The organism is Pseudomonas flavescens, assembly GCF_013408425.1.
GTDB lineage: Bacteria > Pseudomonadota > Gammaproteobacteria > Pseudomonadales > Pseudomonadaceae > Aquipseudomonas > Aquipseudomonas fulva_A.
The window spans coordinates 4,714,669-4,735,270 of record NZ_JACBYV010000001.1; the positions used below are offsets into that span (position 1 = coordinate 4,714,669).

The following is a 20,602-nucleotide window of genomic DNA, read 5'->3' on the forward strand; positions in this document are numbered from 1 at the left end:
TTCATTGCCCCTTGCTCATGGATTCCCAGCCGACATGCCGTGCGCCGTCATGAATGGCTTCAGGTACCAGCTGCATCCTGCCTGTATCCTGATGATGGTGCCACGTATAACCCGGAATCTTGCCCATACCTCCACGAATCGCCTTGGCTTGCTCGCTGCTGAACTGGCCAGCGCTCACGTTACCCGCATCGATCTGCGTCCTCAGGTCTCGTGTAGCCATCCGCAACTGGCGTTCATAGCTGGCACCGCGGAAGGCCTCAATGTCTAAGCGGGTGTCGAACTTGGATACATCGTCGAAGATAGGAAAACCCTTTTGGTCAAACACCACACGTACTGTCGAGCCATCAGGAAGTTCTACGACCTTGTGCTGCCCAGCCAACTTGACATTTGGCTTGTCCAGCGGCGGCACTGTGGTCGACACGACGTTGTCGGTGCCGTGCTTGCTTTCCAGCTCGGCTCGTATGTCTCTGGAGTTGTAAGGATTGCTGCTACCGATGGCTGTGGGAGCTTCGACCTTGTCGCCGAGCTTCTTCACGACCCAATCGCCGCCATGGCGAACGATCTTCAAACCGTACTTACCAGCATTGCCGACGAGGACTTGTGTCACGTAGTCCTCTGATTTCTCGGCGATCAACGCCTCCAGCGTCTTCTCCCCAGAACGAAGTGCCTGGATATCCTGGTAGGCTTCATAGGCGGTCATGCCTTTATCGATCAGCCAGGCAGCACCAATGATGACGGGAACCCAAAACGCATTATTTTCTGCTTCAATTTGCGCCGCAGTATTTGCGATGCCAGCTTCGCCACCCGATGCGGCGGTCACGCCTGTAATCAGAGAGCTGACGATATTTTTGCGGGCTTCTTTTTCCGCTGGCGTCAGTGACCCTCCAGCCTGATTGGTTATCTGCTCCACCAGGTTGTTGATGACGACGCTGGAGGCCGCGCCCAATGCGCCGCTTCCACAATCGGCGCGCTGTGCCGCGGCTCCAGCACATGCCACTACAGCATGCAGCGCAGTACGTGCGACTTCAGAGTCGAGTCGGTCAGCAATTATCTTGACCTCTTGCGTCGCCAATCCCTGCATGTAATTGACAGTCGCTGCCTGGAGCATATCGACACCACTACCGGATATGTTCCCGCCTGCTGCAGCGGTCAAGGCCATCAACACGGCTCGATTTGTGCCACCAAACTCCCAGGCCTGGTTGTCTTTCAGCGTCTGCGTGAGGTGCTGAATAAGCGCAGGATTCTGTTGATCAACCGGCTTTTGGCGCTCTTGGTCTAGCTCTTGCTGGGCTGCGGTGGACTCCTTGGCCTTGTTGTCGAGGAACGTCCCTACCTCTCGAGTAAAGGCGCCTGCGATCTCGAAGCCTGCCCGCATCTCCTCTTCATCGAAGATCGGTTTGAGCGCATTCGAAGTATCGCGATCAGTCGATACGTCGCGATTGAGCGAAGCTACGGTCTGCTCGGCGGTCGAGCCCGTGAGCGCCTGCTGGCCGATATCGTCGCGGATCTCGATGGTGGCCGCGCTGATACCGCTGCGGGTTACGCTGCTCGCGTCGTCCTTGGCGCCCAGTGCCACAGGTAGCGTCGAACTGAAGCCGCCTTCATTGGGCAGCGTACTGCCTGGGGTTTGTGCGCTGCCTGCCTGGGCGTTGCCTTGTTGATCCTTGCCAATGTTCGCACCGTAGCCGCCGCCAATGCTGATGCTGCTTCCCTCGTACTGGGCTTCGTTCTTGATATCGCGGGTGGTAAGTGTCGCGGTACTCAGCGTGTTGCGGCCATTGGCGATGGCTGTGTCGGTGCTGGTAATCACGGCGCCCGCCAGGTCGGTATTGCCGCCAACCATGATCTGGAAGCCGCCATCGCCTGCGCGAATGCCGGATTGTTCGACAACGCTGGCGTATTCGGAGTCGATATCGGTCTTGCCGAAGTTGCCGGAAATGGAGCTGGCGCCGAAGCAGAAGGGCGGGATGCACAAGCTCAGTCCGGCGCTCATGCTCTTCTCGTCGACCTTGTAGGTGCTGGTGTCCTGCAGGCTTTCGATGTTGAGATTACGGCCGACGTCAGCAGTGACCTGTTTACCGGTGGCGACGGCTCCCCTGATGTTGGTGTCCCGACCGGATTGCAGGAGGAGCGCATTGCCTGCATCCACCCGCGTGTTGGCATGGGTGATGTCTTCGCCATCACTTTCACCGCGATTGCCCGCCACCCCGAGGTTGAACGAGAAACCGTTCTGGCTGCCGAGCGAGAAGCCGATGCCGACGCTCGCACTGCTACCACGGCTATCGCTTTCCTGCTGGATGCTGTCGGTGGCGGCTAGCAGATTGATGTCGCCCCCGGCGGCCAGTGCTGCATTGTTGCCCGCTTTGATCTGGCTACCGCGAACGGTGATGTGGCTGTCGGTTCCAGCGCCGCTGGCTTGCAGCGATACATCGTTGCCAGTGGCAACGGTGGACGCGGCGGACGTGTCGCTGCGCTGCACCACGGTGTTGGCGCTTTTTTGTGTGCCCAGAGAAATACTGACGTTGATGCCACCCGCCTGGGCCGGGTTCTGGGCAACGGCCGTGGCCGCATTGTTGGCGGCCATCGCCGTGGTGGCCAGCGCCAGGGCCTGCATACGAGTGTTATCGGTTTTGCTCGACGCCTGCTTCATCTGGTCGGCGGTCTGGATGGCGCTGATCACCGGGTTGGTGAGGGTGACCGAGAGCCCGGACTGCTTGAATTTGGTTTCGCGCTCTCGTTCACTGAGGTTACGTGCTTCGAGGATATCGATACGCTCGGCGCTGATGTCGACATCCCCTTTTGGTGCAACCACATGGCTGCCGACTTGACGGTAATCGCCGTCAGCCAGGATCAGCACGTCGCCTTCGGTCGATCCGACCATGCTGCCCACAGCCGTGCGGCGTGTGGAATCATCTTCCACGCTCTGTTTCTGCGTGCCGATGGTCAGGGAAAGACCGCCACCGCTGAACAGGCCGCTTTTCTTCTGTGTCTTGTCATGGCGCTCGGTGACGCGATCACTCGCTGCCTCGAGATTGATGTCGTTACCGGCCAGCAGAATGGTTTGGTCGGTCGACGCGACGTTACTTCCGCGCAGTGTGATGTCGCGCCCTGCCTGAAGATAGGCCTGCTCGGCGCTGAAGGTCGAGCCCTCGGCCAGGGTTTGGTCGACCGTGTCTCGTATGGTCGTGGTGGTGCTGGAGAACATCCCGCTCTTGCCCTTGAACTTGTGCGCCTCGTCGGCGAACTGGTAGTTCTCGGCTTCGGTGAGATTGATGTCGCGGCCGGCGTTCGCCAGCAGCAGGCCTTTTTCACTGTTGACGCTGGCGCCGCGGGCATTGATGTCCTGGCCAGCGCTGAGCTGCAGCTCGCCGGTGGTCTGGACGATGGAGCCTACCTCGGTACGACTGGCTTCGTTACGCCAGTTGTTGCTGTTCCAGGTAATGGATTGCTGGTGCGCCTCCGACAGCGTGCCCAGGCTGATGTCTCGACCTGCCGAAAGAAGCGTGGCGCCTTGGCCGGCATTGGCGATCTGTGCGGCATCCAGCTTCAGGTCATTGCCGGCATCTACCTGCAGCGTGCCGTTGGTACCGCTGACGAACAGGCTCGCGACACGAGACAGGTCTGTCCGGCTGCCCTGGGCATTGGCGCTGTCCTGGGTCGTCGATGCGATTCGAACGTCTTTTCCGGCATTGACCGACAGTAAATCCACTGCACCCAGCGTACCGCCGATGCTGTTCAGGTTCTCGCGAGCCTGTACCACGAGTTTGTCTGCCTGAATTCGCCCACCCAGGTTGTCGATGTTCTGCGCATTGATCGCCACGATGCTGCGCCCACCGATGCTGCCGCTGTTGAGCAGGTCGCCAGAGAGGTCGAGCTTGAGCTGCTGGCCGGCGATCAGCGCACCGTTGCCGTTGAGGTCGCCGTCGCGCACCCGCACGTAGACCTGGGGTACCAGTACCTTGCGCGATTCGCCATCGGCCAGCGTCACGGAGCGTTCCACCAGCCACACCACGTCACTGGTCAGTTGCGCCATCTGCTCGGCGGTCAGGGCCACGCCGGGTATCAGGTTCCACTCGCTGGCCAGGGTGACGGCGTTGTCGATCAGGGCGCGGTATTGCGCTTCGTCGCTGGCATAACCGTCGAGGAAGCGTCGCCCGGTGAGCTGGGCGATCTGCTCGCGAATCAGCTTCTGCTCGTAGAAGCCGTCGCCCAGACGCAGCTGGGTCAGGGCCGGATCCACGCTCAGGCGTTGCAGCATGTAGTCCGACGACAACCATTGGCGGTAGCTGGCGAAGCGCGGATCGGTTTCGATCAGGTAGCCGCGGGTACCCTCCGGGTTGGTCTGGAAGATGTTGTTGCTCGGCAGGGCCAGGTTGAGGCCGCCGCTGCGTACCAGATCGGCGATACCCTGGCCATTGTTGAGCAGTACCTCGACGCCCGGATCCACCTGGCTGACTTGGCGCATGGCGATTTGCGTATTGCTGCCATCTACCGCCGTTTGTCCACGCAGCTCTGTCGGGCTGATGTCGATGTCCTGGATCAACGGTGCCGGAGTGTAAGCGGTGACGTTGGTGCCCTGGCTATCCCGGCCCTTGCGCTGGATGCGGTAGAAGTTGGTGGCGGTGCCGGCGTCGCTGGTGACCCTTTGGCCGTCCGCCTCGATGTTGGTCACCTGGGTGGCGCCAACCTGCAGCAGACCGCCGGCGATAATGCGGCTCTTGTCGTTCAGCAGCTGGTCACCGCTGAACGACAGGTTGCCGCCCGCGAGGATCTGTCCGGGTGCCGAGGTGAGTACGCGGGTTTCGGTGACGGTGCGCTCGTAGTCGTAGCGGTTGAAGTTGTCGCGCTGGCCATCGGGTGTGGTCAGGTAGTCGACCTCATCGTTGTGCAGGGATATCTCGTCGGGGCGGTAGCGGTTGGGCGAGCCGCTGATCTGATAGTCGCGAAGTTGCTCGCGGCTCACCTCGACCTGGGTGGTGCTGAAGTGTTCGTTGGTGTTGCGCAATTCGCGCACGGCCAGATCCAGGCTACCGAGCGACTCGATGGTGGCACTGGCGTTGCTCAGCAGGTCGGCACGTCCGCTGGCGCGATCGTCAGCGTCCAGCGCGCCGCCGATGGCCATGTCTCCTGCGCTGAAGATCAGCGCCTGCTCGCGGTTTTCCAGTGTCTGGCTGCCGATGTCCAGCCGTTCGCGAGCGGCCAGCGTGGCGGCGCTATCACCCTCGTCACGGTTGGACAGCAGGCGACTGGAGATGGCCAGGCGATCTCCATAGAGCTGGCCGGTGCCCAGGTTGTGCACTTCATCGGCCTGTAGACGAACCTGTTGGCCATCGATCAGGCCGCGGTTGAGCAACTGGCCGTCGACACGCAGATCCACCTCAGTGGCGCTCAACTCAGCGCCGCTGGAATTGTTCAGCGCGGCGCTGCGCAGCAGCAGGGATTGCCCAGCCTGTAATTGGCCTGCGTTGTTCAGGGTGCCGCCGGCTTCGATGTCCAGCTTGCCGTTGGCCTGCAACCGGCCGGCGAGGCTCACGTCGCCTTGCTGGCGCAGGAGCAGATCACCCAGGCTCAGTGCGCGACCGTTGCCGCGCAGGTAGGCAGTATTGAGCGAGAGCAGGCGCCCGGCGACCAGCTCGCCGCCGTCGTTGATCAGCTCCTGTGCCGTCAGTCTGGCCTCGCCGTTGGTGGCGATGGTGCCACCGCTATTGTCGAGGCGCTGGGCATTGCGCACTTCCAGCACACCCCCGTCGGTGGCGAGGAGGGTGCCGTTACGGTTATCCAGTTCACGGCTATCGACCAGTACCTGGCGACCCTGGGTATGGCCGTTATCGAGTACCGCCTGCTGTGCGGTCAGGTACAGTTCGCCATTGCTAAGCAGCGTGCCGCCCGTGCTGTCGACTCGTTGTGCGTTCAACTCCAGGCGATCTTCACCGGCATGCTCTACCTTGCCGTCCCTGTTGTTCAGCGTCTTTGCCTTCAGGGTGACCGTATCGGCGTTGCTGGCGATACGCCCCCCGCTGTTGTCGAGGTTTTCGGAAACCGCCAGCGTGCTGGTCGTTGTGCCGGTTTGCAGCAGTTCACCCTCGACGTTGGACAGCTGGCTGGCGCTTATTGCCAGGTGCTCGGCGCTGACCTTGGCGGCATCGCTGCGTAGGGTGCCGCTGGCACTCGCCTGCAGGCTGCCGGTGCTGTCGACCTGGCTGTTGCTCAGGTCGAGGTCGCCGTTGCCGGCATTCAGGCTCAGGTCGGCGGCGCGGGTACGGCTGTGGCTGAGGTCGAGGTTGTCACCCTGGACGACGAGCTTGCCGCTGGCATGGTTCTGACCATTGGCCGCCACCTGGCGTGCCTCGATTTCCAGCTTGGCGGCGCCGCTGGAATTGCCTTGGGCATCGATACCGGCGGCGAGCAGCGAGTCGCGCCCGCTGCGTACACGGTCCGCCTGCAGGCGGGTGTCGCCCTGGGCAGCGACCACGCCTGTATTGTCGATGTCGGCCTGGCTGGTCAGGGTCATATCGCCCTTGGCGTAGAGGCTGCCAGCGTTATCGATGGCTTGGGTGCTGGCCAACTGGGTGTCACCGCTGCTGCTGATGGCGCCCAGGTTCTGCAGCTTGCCATCTGCGCCGATCACCACGTCGCCGGCCATGGCACCGATCTGCCCGGCATTGCGTACGCCAACTCCTGCCTCGGTACCCACCAGTTTGATCTTGCCGGCGTACATGCCGCCCAGCTGGGCGACGTCGATGGCCACCTCGGGCTTGGCGCTGCCGTCATCCGCGAGCTTGGTGACTTGGGTATTGTCGGCGTTGACCTCATTGCGTCCGGCAGTGACCTTGAGGTCCTTGGCCCAGATGCCGGCATTGACCTCCACGCTGCGCGCGATCAGGTCGGTGTAGTCGCTGTCGCGGCTGTCCAGCCCCCGGCCGGTGATGTTCAGGGTACCGCCCTCGACCTTGAAACCGGTGATGCGGCCATCCTCCATCTGCACGCGGCCGGTGGTCAGGGTCGAGCGATGAGCGTTGATGAAGCCGCAGCCATCGCAGGTGATACCGGCCGGGTTGGCGATGACCACCTCGGCGCGGCCGCCGGCCACCTCCACGTAGCCACGCAGTTGGCTTGGGTTGCTGGCATTGACCTCGTTGAGAATCACCCGGGCGCTGCCGCTGAGGTTCGGGTTACCGTCGATCCAGCCGCCTAGCTGGGTCTGGCTGCTGGTCGCCGAGTTGTTCAGAATCGCGCCGCGGCCATCCACGTCGAACTGGCTGTAGTTGTTGCGTGAAACACCGGCGGCGCTAGGCGCGGCGATGTTCACCTGCGGTGTGCCGTTGGCACTCTCCATCACGTTAGGCCGCTGGCCGCCGGGGGCATTGGGGTCGGCGACGATACCGTTGGCCCAGGTCGGCGTGGCCGCGAGGCTGATCAGGCCCAGGGCACCCATCATGGCAAAGCGCAGGGGCGCGAGTGTGGCGATGCAGCCCGTACCGGCGCTACGCGTTTCGCGCGTGCCAGGGGCCTTGCCCTGGCCGCTGACGTTCTCCGCCACCACCATGAGCAGACCGCGTGCTTTGTTGAAGATGACTCGATGCAGATGCTTGTTCATGTGCAATTCCCTTTGCGGTGCCAGACCGCAGGCAGCGTTGGAGAATCAGGCCTCGATAGCCAGTGGGTGGGCGGCGAACCAGGCCTTGGCCTGCTCCGGGATCACGCCGATGCCGTGAAAGGTCTTGACCTTCAGGCCGCGTGTTTCACCACGGTGGTAAAGCGCGCGAGCGCAGCTGTTGGGGAACACGCGGCTGAGCAGCAGGCGGCTGAGCGCGGCGGTATGGCCGAAGGGGGCTACCCAGTCGTTGACCCACAGACGGTCGCCGCTGCACCAGTCGGCTTCGTTCATTTCGATCGGCGAGTGGGTCAGGTAACGACGTTCGGTCGTCTCGTCCAGGCTCAGCCAGGCCAGATAAAAAACCGGGCTGCCGTTCTCACTACCAAGCACGAATTGGCGATGCTTGAGCGCCGGCAACAGCAGGCGCGACAGGCTGTGCAGGGGGGCATCGCGGTGGGCCTCGGAGTGCATCCACAGCCAGGTGGCGGCACCCAGCACGCTGGCCTCGTTCCACGGTTCGTCGAAGACGGCTGGGGCAGTGATGTCAAAGGTATCGAAGCGCATGGGCGATCCTCAGAACGACAGTACGACGGTGAAGGCACTGGTGAAGTCGGCGGTCTCGAAGCCGTCTGGCTTCTTCAGCGGTGTGCCCCAGGACCAGTCGTAGGAAAGATTGCGATACGACCCGCGCAGGCCGACCACGGCACCAGCCAGGCGCCGGCCGATCAGGTAGTCGGCGGAGTTGCCGCCGACCTCGCCGTAGTCCACGCCGGCGTAGAGTTCCTGGCCGCTGCTGCCAAGGGCCAGGCCCAGTTCGTTGCTTAGCGTCCAGCCGCGATCAGCCGAGAGGATGTTCTCGCCATCGAAGCCGCGTACCGTGTAGCGCCCGCCGATGCTGAAACGGTCCTGTGGCACCAGGTTCGTGCGGTTCCACTGGGCGCGCCAGGCGCCGATGTAGCGCAGGCGTTGATCGTAGGCATTGAAGGGCACCTGCCACTGGGCGTCGGCCTGGACGATCTTTGAGCGTGAAGTGCCGTCATCGAAAGGCTCCTCGATCGCCTTCAGGGCATCGTGCGCACCGGTGCCGCGGCGGTAGCTCAGGCCCAGGTCGAGCGTGGCCGGGCCGATGAACTCGCGATGGCCGATGCCCGCCTGCCAGCCGGCCATGCGCCGACGTTGTTGCTCGATTTCGGCGTCATCGATGAAGTTGTCCGAGCTGCGCGTCCACAGGCTGCCCCACAGGGTGGTCTTGCGCACCGCGTCGCGGTACACCAGACGCGAGAGGCGCATCTCGTTGTTGCGGCTTTCGCCGCGGTACTGGAAGTCCTCGTTCGCCCCGGCCACGGTCTGGTGGTAATCGTATTCGCTGCTGGTAAAAGCCAGCTGCCAATAACCGTAGGGCACCGAGTAATGCAGCGTATGGCCCTTCGAGCCGCGGTCGCCGTCCTCGCCACCGCCCAGGTCATGGTTGAAGCTGGCGTAGAACAGGTCGTTGAGCGTCAGCGGGTTGTCCAGCGACAGGGCAACGCTGCCCTGGTACTTGCCGGTGCTCTTGCTGCCGCCGTTATCCACGGACAGGCTCAGGCGTGCCGGGAAGCGCTGGCGCCAGGCGATCACCACATCGCTTTCGCCGGGGCCGGCATTGCTGGCGCTGGCCGGCACGATGCGGATATCGGCCTCTACCGTAGGGACGCGCTTGAAGTTTTCCAGGGCCTGCTCGATGTCGCGCAGGTTGAGCAGGTCGCCAGGGCTCGCCGGCAGGGCATTGAAGGTACTGGCGCGGTTGCTGGTGTCTGCGTCGAAGCGGATGTCGCTGATGCGCCCAGGCAGCAGCGTCAGGGTCAGGACGCCGCTGTTCAGGTCCTGTGCGCCCGCCAGCACACGGGTGGTGACGTAACCATTGGCGATGATCGCGTTCTGGATGCGCTTCATCGTCAGGTTGATGCCGCGCGAACCCAGGCAGCGGCCTGACGCCGGATCATCCTCGGGGTTGGCTGCATGCAGTGCCCACTGAAATTGCTCGGCAGCCTCGCCTGCCAGTTCAATGCTATCGATGCGGAAGCATGGCGTTTCGTTCTCCGGCAGACGGGCCTCGCCCTCATCCTGCTGCTGGGCTTCCAGGCGCACATCCGGCCGGGCTTCCAGTTGTTCGCGCAGTACACGGTCGCGCTCACGCTGGCGCAGCAGCTCCTCTTCGGGAGTGGCAGCCTGGGTGGCCTGGCTCAACGCCAAGGCGGCGAGCAGCAATGGGAAAACGCTGCGGCGAGCGCTGGCGTAGGTTGAGCGAGGCGAAACGCGACTCGGAGCGAGTGACTGCATGGCACATCCCTGTAGGCCGACGATAACGGTGTGAGGCAATGACCAGCGTGCAGGGCGATGCGTGCCGCTCCGCTTGCGCTGGACGTCTGGTCAGAGCGGAGGCTGGGGAAAAAGTTGCGGGGTGGAGGTGCCGTTCGTCGGGCTGGATGGTGGGTCTGTGATGCCGCTCACTTTCCGCCTGGGCTTTGCTTCAGGGGCGCGATCTCAGAGTATCGGCGAGATCAGTCGCGCCACGCGCATGCCCAGTTGCTGGAGGCGATGCACGTCGCGGCGGTCGGCGCCGACCAGTTCGCGGGACTGGCTGAAGTCGGTTTCCAGCATGGCCTCGACCTGGCGGGCGAACGCCGTGTCGACCGTCACCAGGGTGATCTCGAAGTTGAGGCGGAAGGAGCGGTTGTCGAGGTTGGCGCTGCCGACCACGCCGATGTCCTGATCGATCAGCGCGACCTTCTGGTGCAGGAAGCCCGGCAGGTAGCGGAAGATTCTCACCCCCGCACGCAGTGCTTCCAGGGCGAACAGGCTGGACGCCGCATAGACGATGCGATGATCCGGCCGCGATGGCAGCAGGATGCGCACGTCCACGCCGCGCAGCACGGCCAGGCGCAGCGCGGCGAACAGGGCTTCGTCGGGAATGAAGTAGGGGCTGGTCAGCCAGATGCGTTCGCGGGCTGCGTTGAGCATTTCCACGAACAGCAACGAACAGGTTTCCTGGGCGTCCGCCGGGCCGCTGGTGATCACCTGGCAGAGCATGCCTTCATCCGGGTAGCGTTCCGGTAGCAGCAGTGGTGGTAGTTTGCGGGTCGCCCAGAACCAGTCCTCGGCGAAGGACTCCTGCAGGCAGGCCACGGCCGGACCGTGCACTTCCACATGGGTGTCACGCCAGGGCGACAGGCTCGGTTTCTCGCCGAGATATTCGTCGCCGACGTTATGACCGCCCAGGAAGCCCCGCTCGCCATCGACCACCACGATCTTGCGGTGGTTGCGGAAATTCAGCTGGAAGCGATTGAACAGACCACCACCGGTGGGAAACGCGTGCATGAACACGCCGCCTTCGCGCAGGCGTTTGATATAGCGGCGTGGAAGGGCGTGGCTGCCCACCGCATCGAACAGAAAGTGCACCTGCACGCCCGCCGCAGCGCGCTCGAGCAGAACGTCCTGCAGGCGACGACCAAGCTTGTCGTCGTGGACGATGAAGAACTGGATGAGGATCACCTGGCGCGCCTCGGCCAGTGCCTGGAAGATCGCCTCGAAGGTCGCCTTGCCATCGATCAGCAGGCTCACCTGATTGTTCGCCAGGCAGGGCATGCGACCCAGCCGCGGCAGGGCACGTAGCTGGCCGTAAGCTTCAGATTCGCCGGCTGCGATGGCTTCCTCGACCCAGGGACGCCAGTCGAGGGCGGCCATGGCCTTGTGCATCTGCTTGTCCACCTGACGGCGGGCTTCGATGTAGGCGTAAAAGCGGCTGCGCCCGAAAACCACGTAGGGCAGCAGCGTCAGGTAGGGCATGAAGAATAGCGACAACGCCCAGGCGATGGCGCCCTGAGCGGTACGTACGGTAAGGATCGCGTGCACGGCAGCTATCGCCCCGAGGCCGTGAATCGCCGCGATCAGATAGCCGAAGAAATGCTGTATGCCGAATTCCATTGCCGTTCGCTTATTGGCTGCTGTGCCAGCATAGACCACGCTATCGACGCGACGTCACCGATAGAAATCAGCGTTCCACGTGAAACCCCGGTGATTCAGGCCGCCCGGTAGCCGGCGCTTCGCGATATCTGGGCGGCACTGGTCAGAAGGGTTTCACGCAGGGTTTGGCGATTGGCTTCGTCGTCCATCACGGCATCCGGCCCGGACAGGTTGATGGCGGCGACGATATGCCCGCTGTGATCCCGTACCGGGGCGGCGATGGCGGTGGAGTAGTCCGAGCGATGCAGGACGAAGCCACGGGCGCGATCCTCGTCGCTCATGCGCAGCAGTTCTGGCAGCGTCTTCGGTGCGGGGGCCGGGTAGCCGTCCAGGCGTACGTGTGCATAGAGCCCCGCCAGGGCGTTTTCATCCAGCTCGCTGAGCAGTACGCGGCCCAGGGCGGTGACGTGGCACGGCAGGCGCGTGCCGATCGGCACGTTGACCGACAGCCGCTGGGCGGCGAAGGCGCGGTACAGATAGACCACCTCGGAGTGTTCGCGGATGCCCAGATGGCAGGACATCGAGGTACGGTCGCGCAGGGTGTTGAGGTGCGGCATGGCGATATCCACCAGGTCGCGACTGGCCAGATAGGCGAAGCCGTCGCACAGCACCTGGGGGCCGAGTTCGTAGTTGTTGGTGCCCAGCTTGTTCAGGTAACCCATGTCGGTGAGGGTGACCAGAATACGGTAGATGGCCGAGACGCTGACGCCCAGGCGCTCGGCGATGAGGTTGCTGCTCAGGCTGCGCTCGCTGGCATTGAACATCTGCAGGATGCCGAGCCCGCGTTGCAGCGCCGGGACGCGGTAGTCGGTCAGCTCTTCTTTATCGGCGGCCATGGGCGAGTCTCTTTCATGGATGGCTCCCGCGTTCCTGAGTGGGAGTATCAGGTGCGTCACAGGATCAGCAGCGGACGCGGAGCGTCCTTGGCAGGCGTTCCCACGCGGCAGCGTGGGAACGATCATCGGCCTTATTTCAGCGCTTCGATCCCCGCCGGCTTGCCACCGAACTCTTGCATGGCATCGAGCAGCGCGCCCCACAGGTAATGCGCCGAAGCGCGGTCGCACAACAACTGGAACACTGGCAGCTTTTCCGTGCCTGCGTTGACCACGATGGCATTGAGGCGCGCCACCGAGGTCTGTGCCACTGCGCCGATCGAAAAGGCATCGGCGCCTAGATCGACACCGCAGACCTTGGCCAGCAGTTCAGGCAGGTGCGCACCGGTCAGTGCCAGCCAGGCGTGGCTGTCCTGACGGGGCAGCAGGTAGCTGGCCTGGCCGTCGTCGTAGCGCCAGCCGGCTTCATCGGAGGCGATGCGGGCACCACCGTCGGTCAGGCTGCCGAGCAGGAAATACTCGGTCTGCGACAGGCGCAGCACCAGCTCGCCGCTGCTCTGCAGACGCGCCTGATTGGGTGCATCTGGCAGTTGATAACCCTTGCCCTGCAGATAGGCCGCGCTATCGGTGCCACGCAAGCCGAGCCGTGGCAGATTGCTCAGGTCGATCAGTGCGCAGCGTTGCAGTTGTTCGCTGTCGCTTTGCGAGCCGGCGACGAACAGTCGCTCGCCCAGCAGCGTCAGCGGTGCGTTGCCATACAGGTCGTAGAGAGGGCTGCGTTCGGTATGGTCGCGAATGGTCAGGCTCATGATCACAGCTCCTGGCGTTTGCTTTCAGGGTCGAAGAACGGCAGTTGCACCACCGCGGCCTGGACAATTTCACCGCCTTCCACGCGAATCGGAATCTGCGTGCCGGGCGTAGCCTGATCGGCGCCCGCGTAGGCCATGCCGATGATCGCGCCGACGGTCTCGGAGTATTCGCACGAGGTGACGTTGCCGCTGATGTCCGGGCCCTTGAGCACCAGATGGCCTTCCAGCGGTTTGGTGCTGCCCCTGGGCAGGGTGAAGCCCACCAGCTTGCGTTTGAGGGGCTGCGCTTCGAGGATCTCGATGCTGCGTTTGCCAACGAAGAAGGGCTTCTTGCGGCCGATGGCCCAGCCCATGTCGATCTCCGCAGGGTGGGTCATGCCATCGGTGTCCTGGCTGATGATCACGTGGCCTTTTTCCAGGCGCAGCAGGCGCTGGGTTTCCACCCCGAACGGGCGGATGCCCTCGGCCTTGCCGGCCTCCATCAGCGCATCCCAGAGGTGCTCGCCGAAGCGCGCCGGCACGTGGATCTCGTAACCCAGCTCGCCGACGAAACCGACCCGCAGCAGCCGCGCCGGCACCCCGGCAACGCTGCCCTCACGCACGCCGAGATAGGGGAAGCCCTCAGCGCCAAGGTCGACATCGCTGCAGAGCTTTTCCAGTACCTGGCGCGACAGCGGCCCGGCCAGGTTGACCGCGGCGAAGGCGGCACTGACGTTGGCGATGTCGACGTTCAGGCGCCACTGCGCATTCCACTTGAGCATGCTGCGGTAGACGCGATCCACGCCGCTGGTGGTCGCCGATACGTAGAAGTGCTGCTCGGCCAGGCGGCAGGCCACCCCGTCATCGATCACCACGCCATCCTCGGCGGTCATCAGCGCGTAGCGGGTACGGCCGACGGCGAGCTTCTTGAAACCGAAGGTATACATGCGTTCCAGCAGCTCGGCGGCATCCGGCCCGCGGATGTCGAGGCCGCCCAGGGTGGACACGTCGATCAGGCCGACCTTCTCACGCACATGGCGGGCCTCGGCCTGCATGCAGGCTTCACGATCTTCGGCCTTGCCGTAGAACGCCGGGCGCTGCCAGACGCCTGCCGGCATCAGCCTGGCGCCGAGCTCGACATGACGGCGGTGCATGGCGGTCTGGCGATAGGGGTCGAAGCCGCGGCCGGCGATGTGCGCGAGCTTCTCCGCCGAGAAGGGCGGGCGCGCCGTGGTCACGCCGGTTTCGCTGACGCTGCGGCCGGTGGCATCGGCGACCAGGCGCGCCGTGGGCAGCGCCGAGTGACGTCCCTGGGACGGCCCCATGCCGACGGTGGAGAAGCGCTTGACCAGTTGCACGTCGCGGTAGCCGTGACGGGTGGCGTTGACGATATCGCGGATCTGCAGGTCTTCGTCGAAGTCGACGAATTCCTTGCCCTGGGGGTGGGCGAAGATCGGCCAGGGGAAGTTGACCCGGCTGTCGTCCTTGTCCGCGCCGTCTCCCGGAGCGCCGCCCAGATCGAGGTCGACGAGGGCTTCGCTGGCGGCGCGCTGACCGTCGGCGATTACCCGCTGCAGGTCGTGGCGGCCGTTCACCGAGCCGGCTACGCGGAGCATCTTCGGCAGGTTATGGATCGAGAACGCCGCATGTTCGTCGGCGTAACGCAGGCTGCCGCCGGCCTGGCAGAGCAACTGGTAGACCGGCATGTAACCGGCGGACATGCACAACAGGTCGCAATCGATCCGCGTGCTGGCCTCGGCCACCTTGCCTCGAGCGCTGATACGCCTGACGTCGACAGCGCTGATGTGGCGCGCGTGCTTGTCGGCGAGCGCTTCATACACGGTGTGTCCGGCGTGGCAGGGAATGCCCTTGGCTTGCACCGCAGTGACCAGGCCGGGCGTATCGATACGCTCGCGCATGTCGACCACCGCGGCGACCTCCACACCCGCGTCAAACAGATCGAGGGCGGCCAGGTAGCCGTCATCGTTGCCGGTCAGTACCACCGCGCGCTTGCCCGGTTTCACCGCGTACAGGCGCATCAGACGCTGGGCGGCACTGGTCAGCATTACCCCCGGCAGGTCGTTGTTGCGGAAGATCACCGGCTGGTCGAAGGAGCCGCTGGCGATGATGCACTGCCTGGCGCGCACCTTGTACAGGCGGTTGCCCTGGATCACCGGCAGGTAGTTGTCGGCGAACCAGGCGTTGCACAGGGCGTGGTCGAGCACGCGGATATTGGCATGGCCCTTCACCGCACTGACCAGTTCTTCGCGCAGGCCCATGGCGGCATTGGCGTCGAGGCCGAAGCGGGCGTAGGTCAGCGAGCCGCCGAGTACCGGGCTCTGTTCGATCAGCAGTACCTTGGCACCGCCGTTGGCCGCGTGCAGGGCGGCGGACAGGCCCGCTGGGCCGGAGCCGATCACTGCCAGGTCGCAGAACAGGTAGGCCTTGTCGTGATAGGTCGGCTCGAACCCGAGGTCGAGCACGCCGAGGCCGGCCTTCTTGCGGATCAGCGGTTCCCAGCGCTTCCACATGCCCTTGGGCTTGTAGAACGCGCGGTAGTAGAAACCTACCGGCATGAACTTGGAGAACTTGCCGAGAATCGCGTCGCGGTCCTTCTCCAGGCTGCCATTGACGTTCTGTGGGGTGACGCTGATACCGGCAGCGAGCGGGTAGTCGTCCGCCAGCACGTTGGGTTCGTCCGGCAGTTGCACCAGGGTGTTGGCATCCTGGCCGGCCATGGTCAGCGGGCCGCGGGGGCGGTGGTACTTGAACGAGCGCGACAGCAGCCAGCGGCCATCGCCAGCCAGGGCGCTGGCGACGGTATCGCCGGCAAAGCCCTGGCACGAGCGGCCGTCGAAGCTGAAGGTCAGTGGTCTGTTGCGGTCGATCAACAACCCCATGGGAGCGGGCAGGCGGTTCATTGGGCGGCCTCCGGTGCGGCGAAATCGACACGCTGGTCGAACAGTTCACGAGGGTCGAAGGTACGCAGGATCTCGTCGCTGCCGGTGTGGCGCTCGGCCAGGAACCAGTAGCTCGACGGCGTGTGCATCCACCATTCGGTGACCACACCGAGCAGGTTCTCGCTGTTGAACACGTAGTCGGCCCATTGCGCGACGCTGCAGGTCGTCGGGTCGGGCATGTGCTTGAGTTCGCCGCCGTAGGTGAATTCGCTGATGTTGCGCGGCCCGTTGAGCGGGCAAGTCATGATCTTCATTGGCTGTAACCCGTCAGTGGCTGGCCGCCGTGGCGCCCATTTCGTTGACCTGCTGGAAGCGGCTGAAGCGATCCAGGCCGAACGGTGCGATCAGCTCCGGCACTTTGCCGCCGCTGGCGACCAGCTCGGCCATGGTCTTGCCGCAGATCGGCGTGGCCTTGAACCCCCAGGTTCCCCAGCCGGCATCCAGGTAGTAACCGTCGATGGGCGACAGGCCCATGATCGGGCTGTAGTCCGGGGTCATGTCGGTGATGCCGGCCCACTGGCGCATCAGCTTGGCGTTGGCCATGAAGGGGAACATTTCCACTGCCGAGGCCAGCAGGCTTTCCTTGAGGTCCAGGGTCGATCGGGTGTTGTACAGCGGGTAGGGGTCGGAACCTCCGCCAAAGACGATCTCGCCACGGCTGGTCTGCTGCACGTAGCAATGCAGGGCCGAGGAGCTCACCAGCGGATCGAGGAACGGCTTGAACGGCTGCGTGACCATCGCCTGCAGCGGATAGGTGTGGATCGGCGCCTTGATATTCAGCTTGTTCATCAGCAGCGAGCTGGTACCGGCCACCGCCTGAACCACGCAGCCGCACTGAATGGTGCCGCGATTGGTCTTCACCGCGCGAATGCGCCCGGCCTCGACGACGAAGTCCTGTACCTCGGTGAGCTGGTGAATTTCCACCCCACGCTTGGCTGCGCCCTTGGCGTAGCCCCAGGCCACGGCGTCGTGGCGCGCGGTGCCGCCGTCGATGTGCCAGAGGCCGGCGAGCACCGGAATATGGCCGGGATCCAGATTCAGGCTCGGCACCAGCTCGCGGATCTGCTGGCGATCGATCATCTCGGTACGCCCGCCGAAGTGCTTGTTCACTTCGGCGCGCTGGCGGAACGCCCGCACGCTGGCGTCGGTGTGGGCCAGAGTGAGCTGGCCACGGCCGGAGTACATGATGTTGAAGTCGAACTCGTTGGAGAGGTTTTCGAACATCCGTACCGACTCGATGTAGAACTTCACACCCTCGCTGGTCAGGTAGTTGGAGCGGATCACCGCGGTGTTGCGCGCGGTGTTGCCACCCCCCAGGTAGCCTTTCTCCAGCACCGCGATATTGCTGATGCCGTGGTACCGCGACAGGTAGTAGGCGGTGGCCAGGCCATGCCCGCCGGCGCCGATGATGACCACGTCGTAGGAGGACTTGAGTTCCTTCGGTGCGGGCAGGTCGACCTCGACGGGATACTCCGACGACAGGCCGTATTTGAGCAGCGAGAAAGGCATCAGCGAGCCTCCTGAATGGCCTGGCCGGTCTGCTGACGGGCGGCGAGGACGGTGTTGTGCATCAACATGGCGATGGTCATGGGGCCGACTCCACCGGGTACCGGGGTGATGGCCGCGGCCACGGGCTGCACGGCAGCGAAATCCACATCCCCGACCAGGCGGCTTCTGCCGTTTTCTTCGATGCGGTTGATGCCGACGTCGATCACCACGGCTCCGGGCTTTATCCAGCTGGCGCCGATCATTCCCGGGCGGCCGACGGCGGCGATCACGATGTCGGCCTGGCTGCACAGCTTCTGCGGCTCGATGCTGCGCGAGTGCACCACGCTGACGCTGCAGTTGGCCGCCAGCAGCAGCGCGGCCATTGGCTTGCCGACGATGTTCGAGCGGCCGACCACCACGGCGTGCTTGCCGGAAAGGTCGCCCAGAGTGTCACGCAGCAGACGCATGCAGCCGGCTGGCGTGCAGGGTGTCAGCACCGGTCGGCCCTGGCTCAGGCCGCCAACGTTCTCGCTATGGAAACCGTCGACATCCTTGCCAGGGTCGATGGCTTGCAGCACGCGCACTTCGTCGATGTGTGTCGGCAGTGGCAACTGCACCAGAATGCCGTGCACGGCCGGGTCGACGTTCAGCGCGCCGACCACGTCCAGCACCTCGGCGACACTGGCTTCGGCCGGCAGGCGATATTCGAGCGAGCGAATGCCGACTTCACCGGCGCGCAGCACCTTGTTGCGCACGTAGACGTGGCTGGCCGGATCGTCACCGACCAGCACCACGGCCAGCGCCGGCTCGATGCCCTGAGCGTGCAATTGCTCGACCTCTGCCTGTACGTCGGCGAGTACGCGGGCGGCCGCGGCCTTGCCGTCGATCAACGGGCTCATCGGAAGATCACCGTGCGGTCGCCATTGAGGAACACGCGGTGCTCGATGTGATATTTCACCGCTCGCGACAGCGCCACCGTTTCCGTATCGCGGCCAATGGCGACCAGGTCGTCAGGCCTCAGGGCGTGATCCACGCGCTGCACTTCCTGCTCGATGATCGGGCCCTCGTCGAGATCCGAGGTGACGTAGTGGGCGGTGGCGCCGATCAGCTTCACGCCGCGTTCGAACGCCTGGTGGTAAGGCTTGGCACCCTTGAAGCCGGGCAGGAAGGAGTGATGGATGTTGATCGCCCGGCCAGCCAGCTGCTTGCACAAATTGTTGGAAAGAATCTGCATGTAGCGCGCCAGCACCACCAGATCGGTGCCGGTTTCATCGACGATCTTCATCAGCTCGGCTTCCTGCCCGGTCTTGGTGTCCTTGGTCACCGGCAGGTAGATGAAGCGGATGCCCTCGCGCTCGGCCATGGGACGCAGGTCGAGGTGGTTGGAGACGATGGCGGTGATCTCCATGTTCAGCTCGCCCTTCTGGTGGCGATAGAGCAGGTCGGCCAGGCAATGATCGAACTTGCTGACCATCAGCAGCACGCGCATGGGTTTGCGGGTGCTGAACAGACCCCAGGTCATGTCGAAGGCGCCCGCCACCGCGGCAAAGCCTTCCTCGATCTTCGCCAGGTCATCGGTCACGCCGGTGTTGAAACGGAATACCGCGCGCATGAAGAAGGTGCTGCTGACCTCGTCGTCGAATTGCGACATCTCGCTGATGTAGCACTGATGTTCGGCGAGAAAGGACGCCACCGCGGCGACGATGCCCGACGTGGCCGGGCAACTGATCTTGATCACGTACTGATTCTGGGCGTGCTGCATGTCGGATCCTCTGAAGGGGCGGCGGCAGGGAATTCTTCATGGGTGAATGCGCGGTTCGTCTGTGAAAATATTTTCTTGTGACGAATCTAATTTTCTTGATGGTGATTTTTATAAGCGAATGTTTTGTTCGTGTCCATGCCTGTGGGGAATTTATTTATCCCCACAGGAATTTATAGGATGTGGTCGCGAGGATAATGGCGAGGACGTCATCGCCGTTCCCGGCGGCAGTCCGCAGCCAGGTCGCGGGTTCGTCTCTGAGGCGAGAAAACGGAAAGAGGTATGACGCCACCAGCCAGCTCTGTTCGACCTGGAGGGCGCGCTGTAAGAAGGGCGTTGAGTGCGACGTGAGCTGTTTAAAGGCGATAGCGGACCTTCGGTTTGGTGGGCTGAAGCCCACCCTACAGCCGCGCATCTAGCCGTAGGGTGGGCTTTAGCCCACCAATTGTCCCCCGACTACGAAAGGCTGCTATCGCCACATAGCCGCCGAATGAACCCGGCCTTCACTCCTTGCCGTAGTTCATGATCGACAGCAGGCGGATCGGCACCTGCACCAGCTGTTCCGGGCCGTGGGGAACTTCAGCGTCGAAGGTCAGGCTGTCGCCGGCCTGCATGGGGTAGAGCTGGTTGCCGTGGCGATAGACCAGTTCACCTTCGAGCAGGTGCAGGAACTCGGTGCCCGGGTGAGAGAAGGTGGGAAACTCCTCGCTGGCATCGTCCATGCTGACCATATAGGCCTCGAAGCTCTTCTTCGGCCCGCGGGTATGGTTCAGCAGGTGGTAGGTGTGACCTTTCTCGGTACCACGACGCACTACTTCCAGGCCTTCGTCGGCCTTCACCAGCAGCGCGCCGCTGCCCTGCTGGTCGTATTGGCTGAACAGTTTGGACATCGGCATGCCCAGCACATCGCACAGTCGACTCAGGGTATCGAGGCTGGTGGATACCTGAGCGTTCTCGATCTTGCTGAGCATGCCCTGGCTGATGCCGGCGATGCGCGCGACTTCGGCGATCTTCAGTTCCTGAGCCTGGCGCTGACGGCGGATCTGCATGCCGAGGTATTGCTCCAGTTTCAGACGGGGCGGCGTTTCTGTTGATTTGCTCATGCAGGGCCATTTTCTAATTATGAATAATAAATTCGCACCAGGAATGATCAGGCTGCTTCGCAACGGTGCACG

At 63.6% G+C, this 20,602-nt stretch carries 12 protein-coding genes; all 12 read right to left on the bottom strand.

The genetic code is table 11. The annotated features are described in order from the left end of the window. Position 1 precedes the first annotated feature (1 nt). The 12 genes from FHR27_RS21110 to FHR27_RS21165 all read right to left on the bottom strand — a co-directional run bounded on the left by FHR27_RS21110 (position 2) and on the right by FHR27_RS21165 (position 20,530). Positions 2 to 7,597, bottom strand: a complete 7,596-nt coding sequence (locus FHR27_RS21110) for a two-partner secretion domain-containing protein (RefSeq protein ID WP_179539470.1) — start codon at positions 7,595 to 7,597, stop codon at positions 2 to 4. A gap of 45 nt (positions 7,598 to 7,642) precedes the next feature. Next, positions 7,643 to 8,161 (bottom strand): toxin-activating lysine-acyltransferase, encoded by a 519-nt coding sequence (locus tag FHR27_RS21115; protein WP_042553475.1) that lies wholly within the window; start codon positions 8,159 to 8,161, stop codon positions 7,643 to 7,645. Positions 8,162 to 8,170: 9 nt separating this feature from the next. Then, on the bottom strand, positions 8,171 to 9,916 hold the full coding sequence (locus tag FHR27_RS21120; protein WP_082045763.1) for a ShlB/FhaC/HecB family hemolysin secretion/activation protein: 1,746 nt from the start codon (positions 9,914 to 9,916) through the stop codon (positions 8,171 to 8,173). Between the two features lie 204 nt (positions 9,917 to 10,120). Then, complete coding sequence (cls, locus tag FHR27_RS21125) at positions 10,121 to 11,560, bottom strand: cardiolipin synthase (protein ID WP_042553474.1); 1,440 nt, start codon at positions 11,558 to 11,560, stop codon at positions 10,121 to 10,123. Positions 11,561 to 11,655: 95 nt separating this feature from the next. Further along, a complete protein-coding gene (locus FHR27_RS21130; RefSeq protein ID WP_042553473.1) occupies positions 11,656 to 12,435 on the bottom strand; it encodes an IclR family transcriptional regulator in 780 nt (259 codons plus the stop codon). Between the two features lie 131 nt (positions 12,436 to 12,566). Beyond that, on the bottom strand, positions 12,567 to 13,244 hold the full coding sequence (locus FHR27_RS21135; protein WP_373565164.1) for a sarcosine oxidase subunit gamma: 678 nt from the start codon (positions 13,242 to 13,244) through the stop codon (positions 12,567 to 12,569). Continuing rightward, a complete protein-coding gene (locus FHR27_RS21140) occupies positions 13,244 to 16,141 on the bottom strand; it encodes a 2Fe-2S iron-sulfur cluster-binding protein (RefSeq protein ID WP_179539472.1) in 2,898 nt (965 codons plus the stop codon). The genes FHR27_RS21135 and FHR27_RS21140 overlap by 1 nt, the downstream gene beginning before the upstream one ends. Then, positions 16,138 to 16,434, bottom strand: coding sequence for a sarcosine oxidase subunit delta (locus FHR27_RS21145; RefSeq protein WP_042553471.1), 297 nt, complete (start codon positions 16,432 to 16,434; stop codon positions 16,138 to 16,140). Before FHR27_RS21145 ends, FHR27_RS21140 begins: the two co-directional genes overlap by 4 nt. A gap of 13 nt (positions 16,435 to 16,447) precedes the next feature. Then, positions 16,448 to 17,689: an FAD-dependent oxidoreductase gene (locus tag FHR27_RS21150; RefSeq protein ID WP_179539473.1), complete on the bottom strand. Its 1,242-nt coding sequence runs from the start codon at positions 17,687 to 17,689 to the stop codon at positions 16,448 to 16,450. Continuing rightward, positions 17,689 to 18,567 carry a bifunctional methylenetetrahydrofolate dehydrogenase/methenyltetrahydrofolate cyclohydrolase FolD gene (folD, locus tag FHR27_RS21155; RefSeq protein ID WP_179539474.1) on the bottom strand — a complete coding sequence of 293 codons (879 nt, stop codon included), beginning with the start codon at positions 18,565 to 18,567 and terminating at the stop codon, positions 17,689 to 17,691. The genes FHR27_RS21150 and folD overlap by 1 nt, the downstream gene beginning before the upstream one ends. Then, positions 18,564 to 19,430: a formyltetrahydrofolate deformylase gene (purU, locus tag FHR27_RS21160; RefSeq protein WP_084307969.1), complete on the bottom strand. Its 867-nt coding sequence runs from the start codon at positions 19,428 to 19,430 to the stop codon at positions 18,564 to 18,566. Before purU ends, folD begins: the two co-directional genes overlap by 4 nt. 500 nt (positions 19,431 to 19,930) lie before the next feature. After that, a complete protein-coding gene (locus tag FHR27_RS21165) occupies positions 19,931 to 20,530 on the bottom strand; it encodes a helix-turn-helix domain-containing protein (protein ID WP_042553467.1) in 600 nt (199 codons plus the stop codon). Positions 20,531 to 20,602: the final 72 nt, after the last annotated feature.

What these genes read in the sequence shown, in the direction of transcription:
- FHR27_RS21120 (WP_082045763.1), bottom strand. Translation starts at nt 9,916, where the DNA reads ATGCAGTCACTCGCTCCGAGTCGCGTTTCGCCTCGCTCAACCTACGCC.
- folD (WP_179539474.1), bottom strand. Translation starts at nt 18,567, where the DNA reads ATGAGCCCGTTGATCGACGGCAAGGCCGCGGCCGCCCGCGTACTCGCC.
- FHR27_RS21165 (WP_042553467.1), bottom strand. Translation starts at nt 20,530, where the DNA reads ATGAGCAAATCAACAGAAACGCCGCCCCGTCTGAAACTGGAGCAATAC.
- FHR27_RS21140 (WP_179539472.1), bottom strand. Translation starts at nt 16,141, where the DNA reads ATGAACCGCCTGCCCGCTCCCATGGGGTTGTTGATCGACCGCAACAGA.
- cls (WP_042553474.1), bottom strand. Translation starts at nt 11,560, where the DNA reads ATGGAATTCGGCATACAGCATTTCTTCGGCTATCTGATCGCGGCGATT.
- FHR27_RS21145 (WP_042553471.1), bottom strand. Translation starts at nt 16,434, where the DNA reads ATGAAGATCATGACTTGCCCGCTCAACGGGCCGCGCAACATCAGCGAA.
- FHR27_RS21110 (WP_179539470.1), bottom strand. Translation starts at nt 7,597, where the DNA reads ATGAACAAGCATCTGCATCGAGTCATCTTCAACAAAGCACGCGGTCTG.
- FHR27_RS21130 (WP_042553473.1), bottom strand. Translation starts at nt 12,435, where the DNA reads ATGGCCGCCGATAAAGAAGAGCTGACCGACTACCGCGTCCCGGCGCTG.
- FHR27_RS21150 (WP_179539473.1), bottom strand. Translation starts at nt 17,689, where the DNA reads ATGCCTTTCTCGCTGCTCAAATACGGCCTGTCGTCGGAGTATCCCGTC.
- purU (WP_084307969.1), bottom strand. Translation starts at nt 19,430, where the DNA reads ATGCAGCACGCCCAGAATCAGTACGTGATCAAGATCAGTTGCCCGGCC.
- FHR27_RS21115 (WP_042553475.1), bottom strand. Translation starts at nt 8,161, where the DNA reads ATGCGCTTCGATACCTTTGACATCACTGCCCCAGCCGTCTTCGACGAA.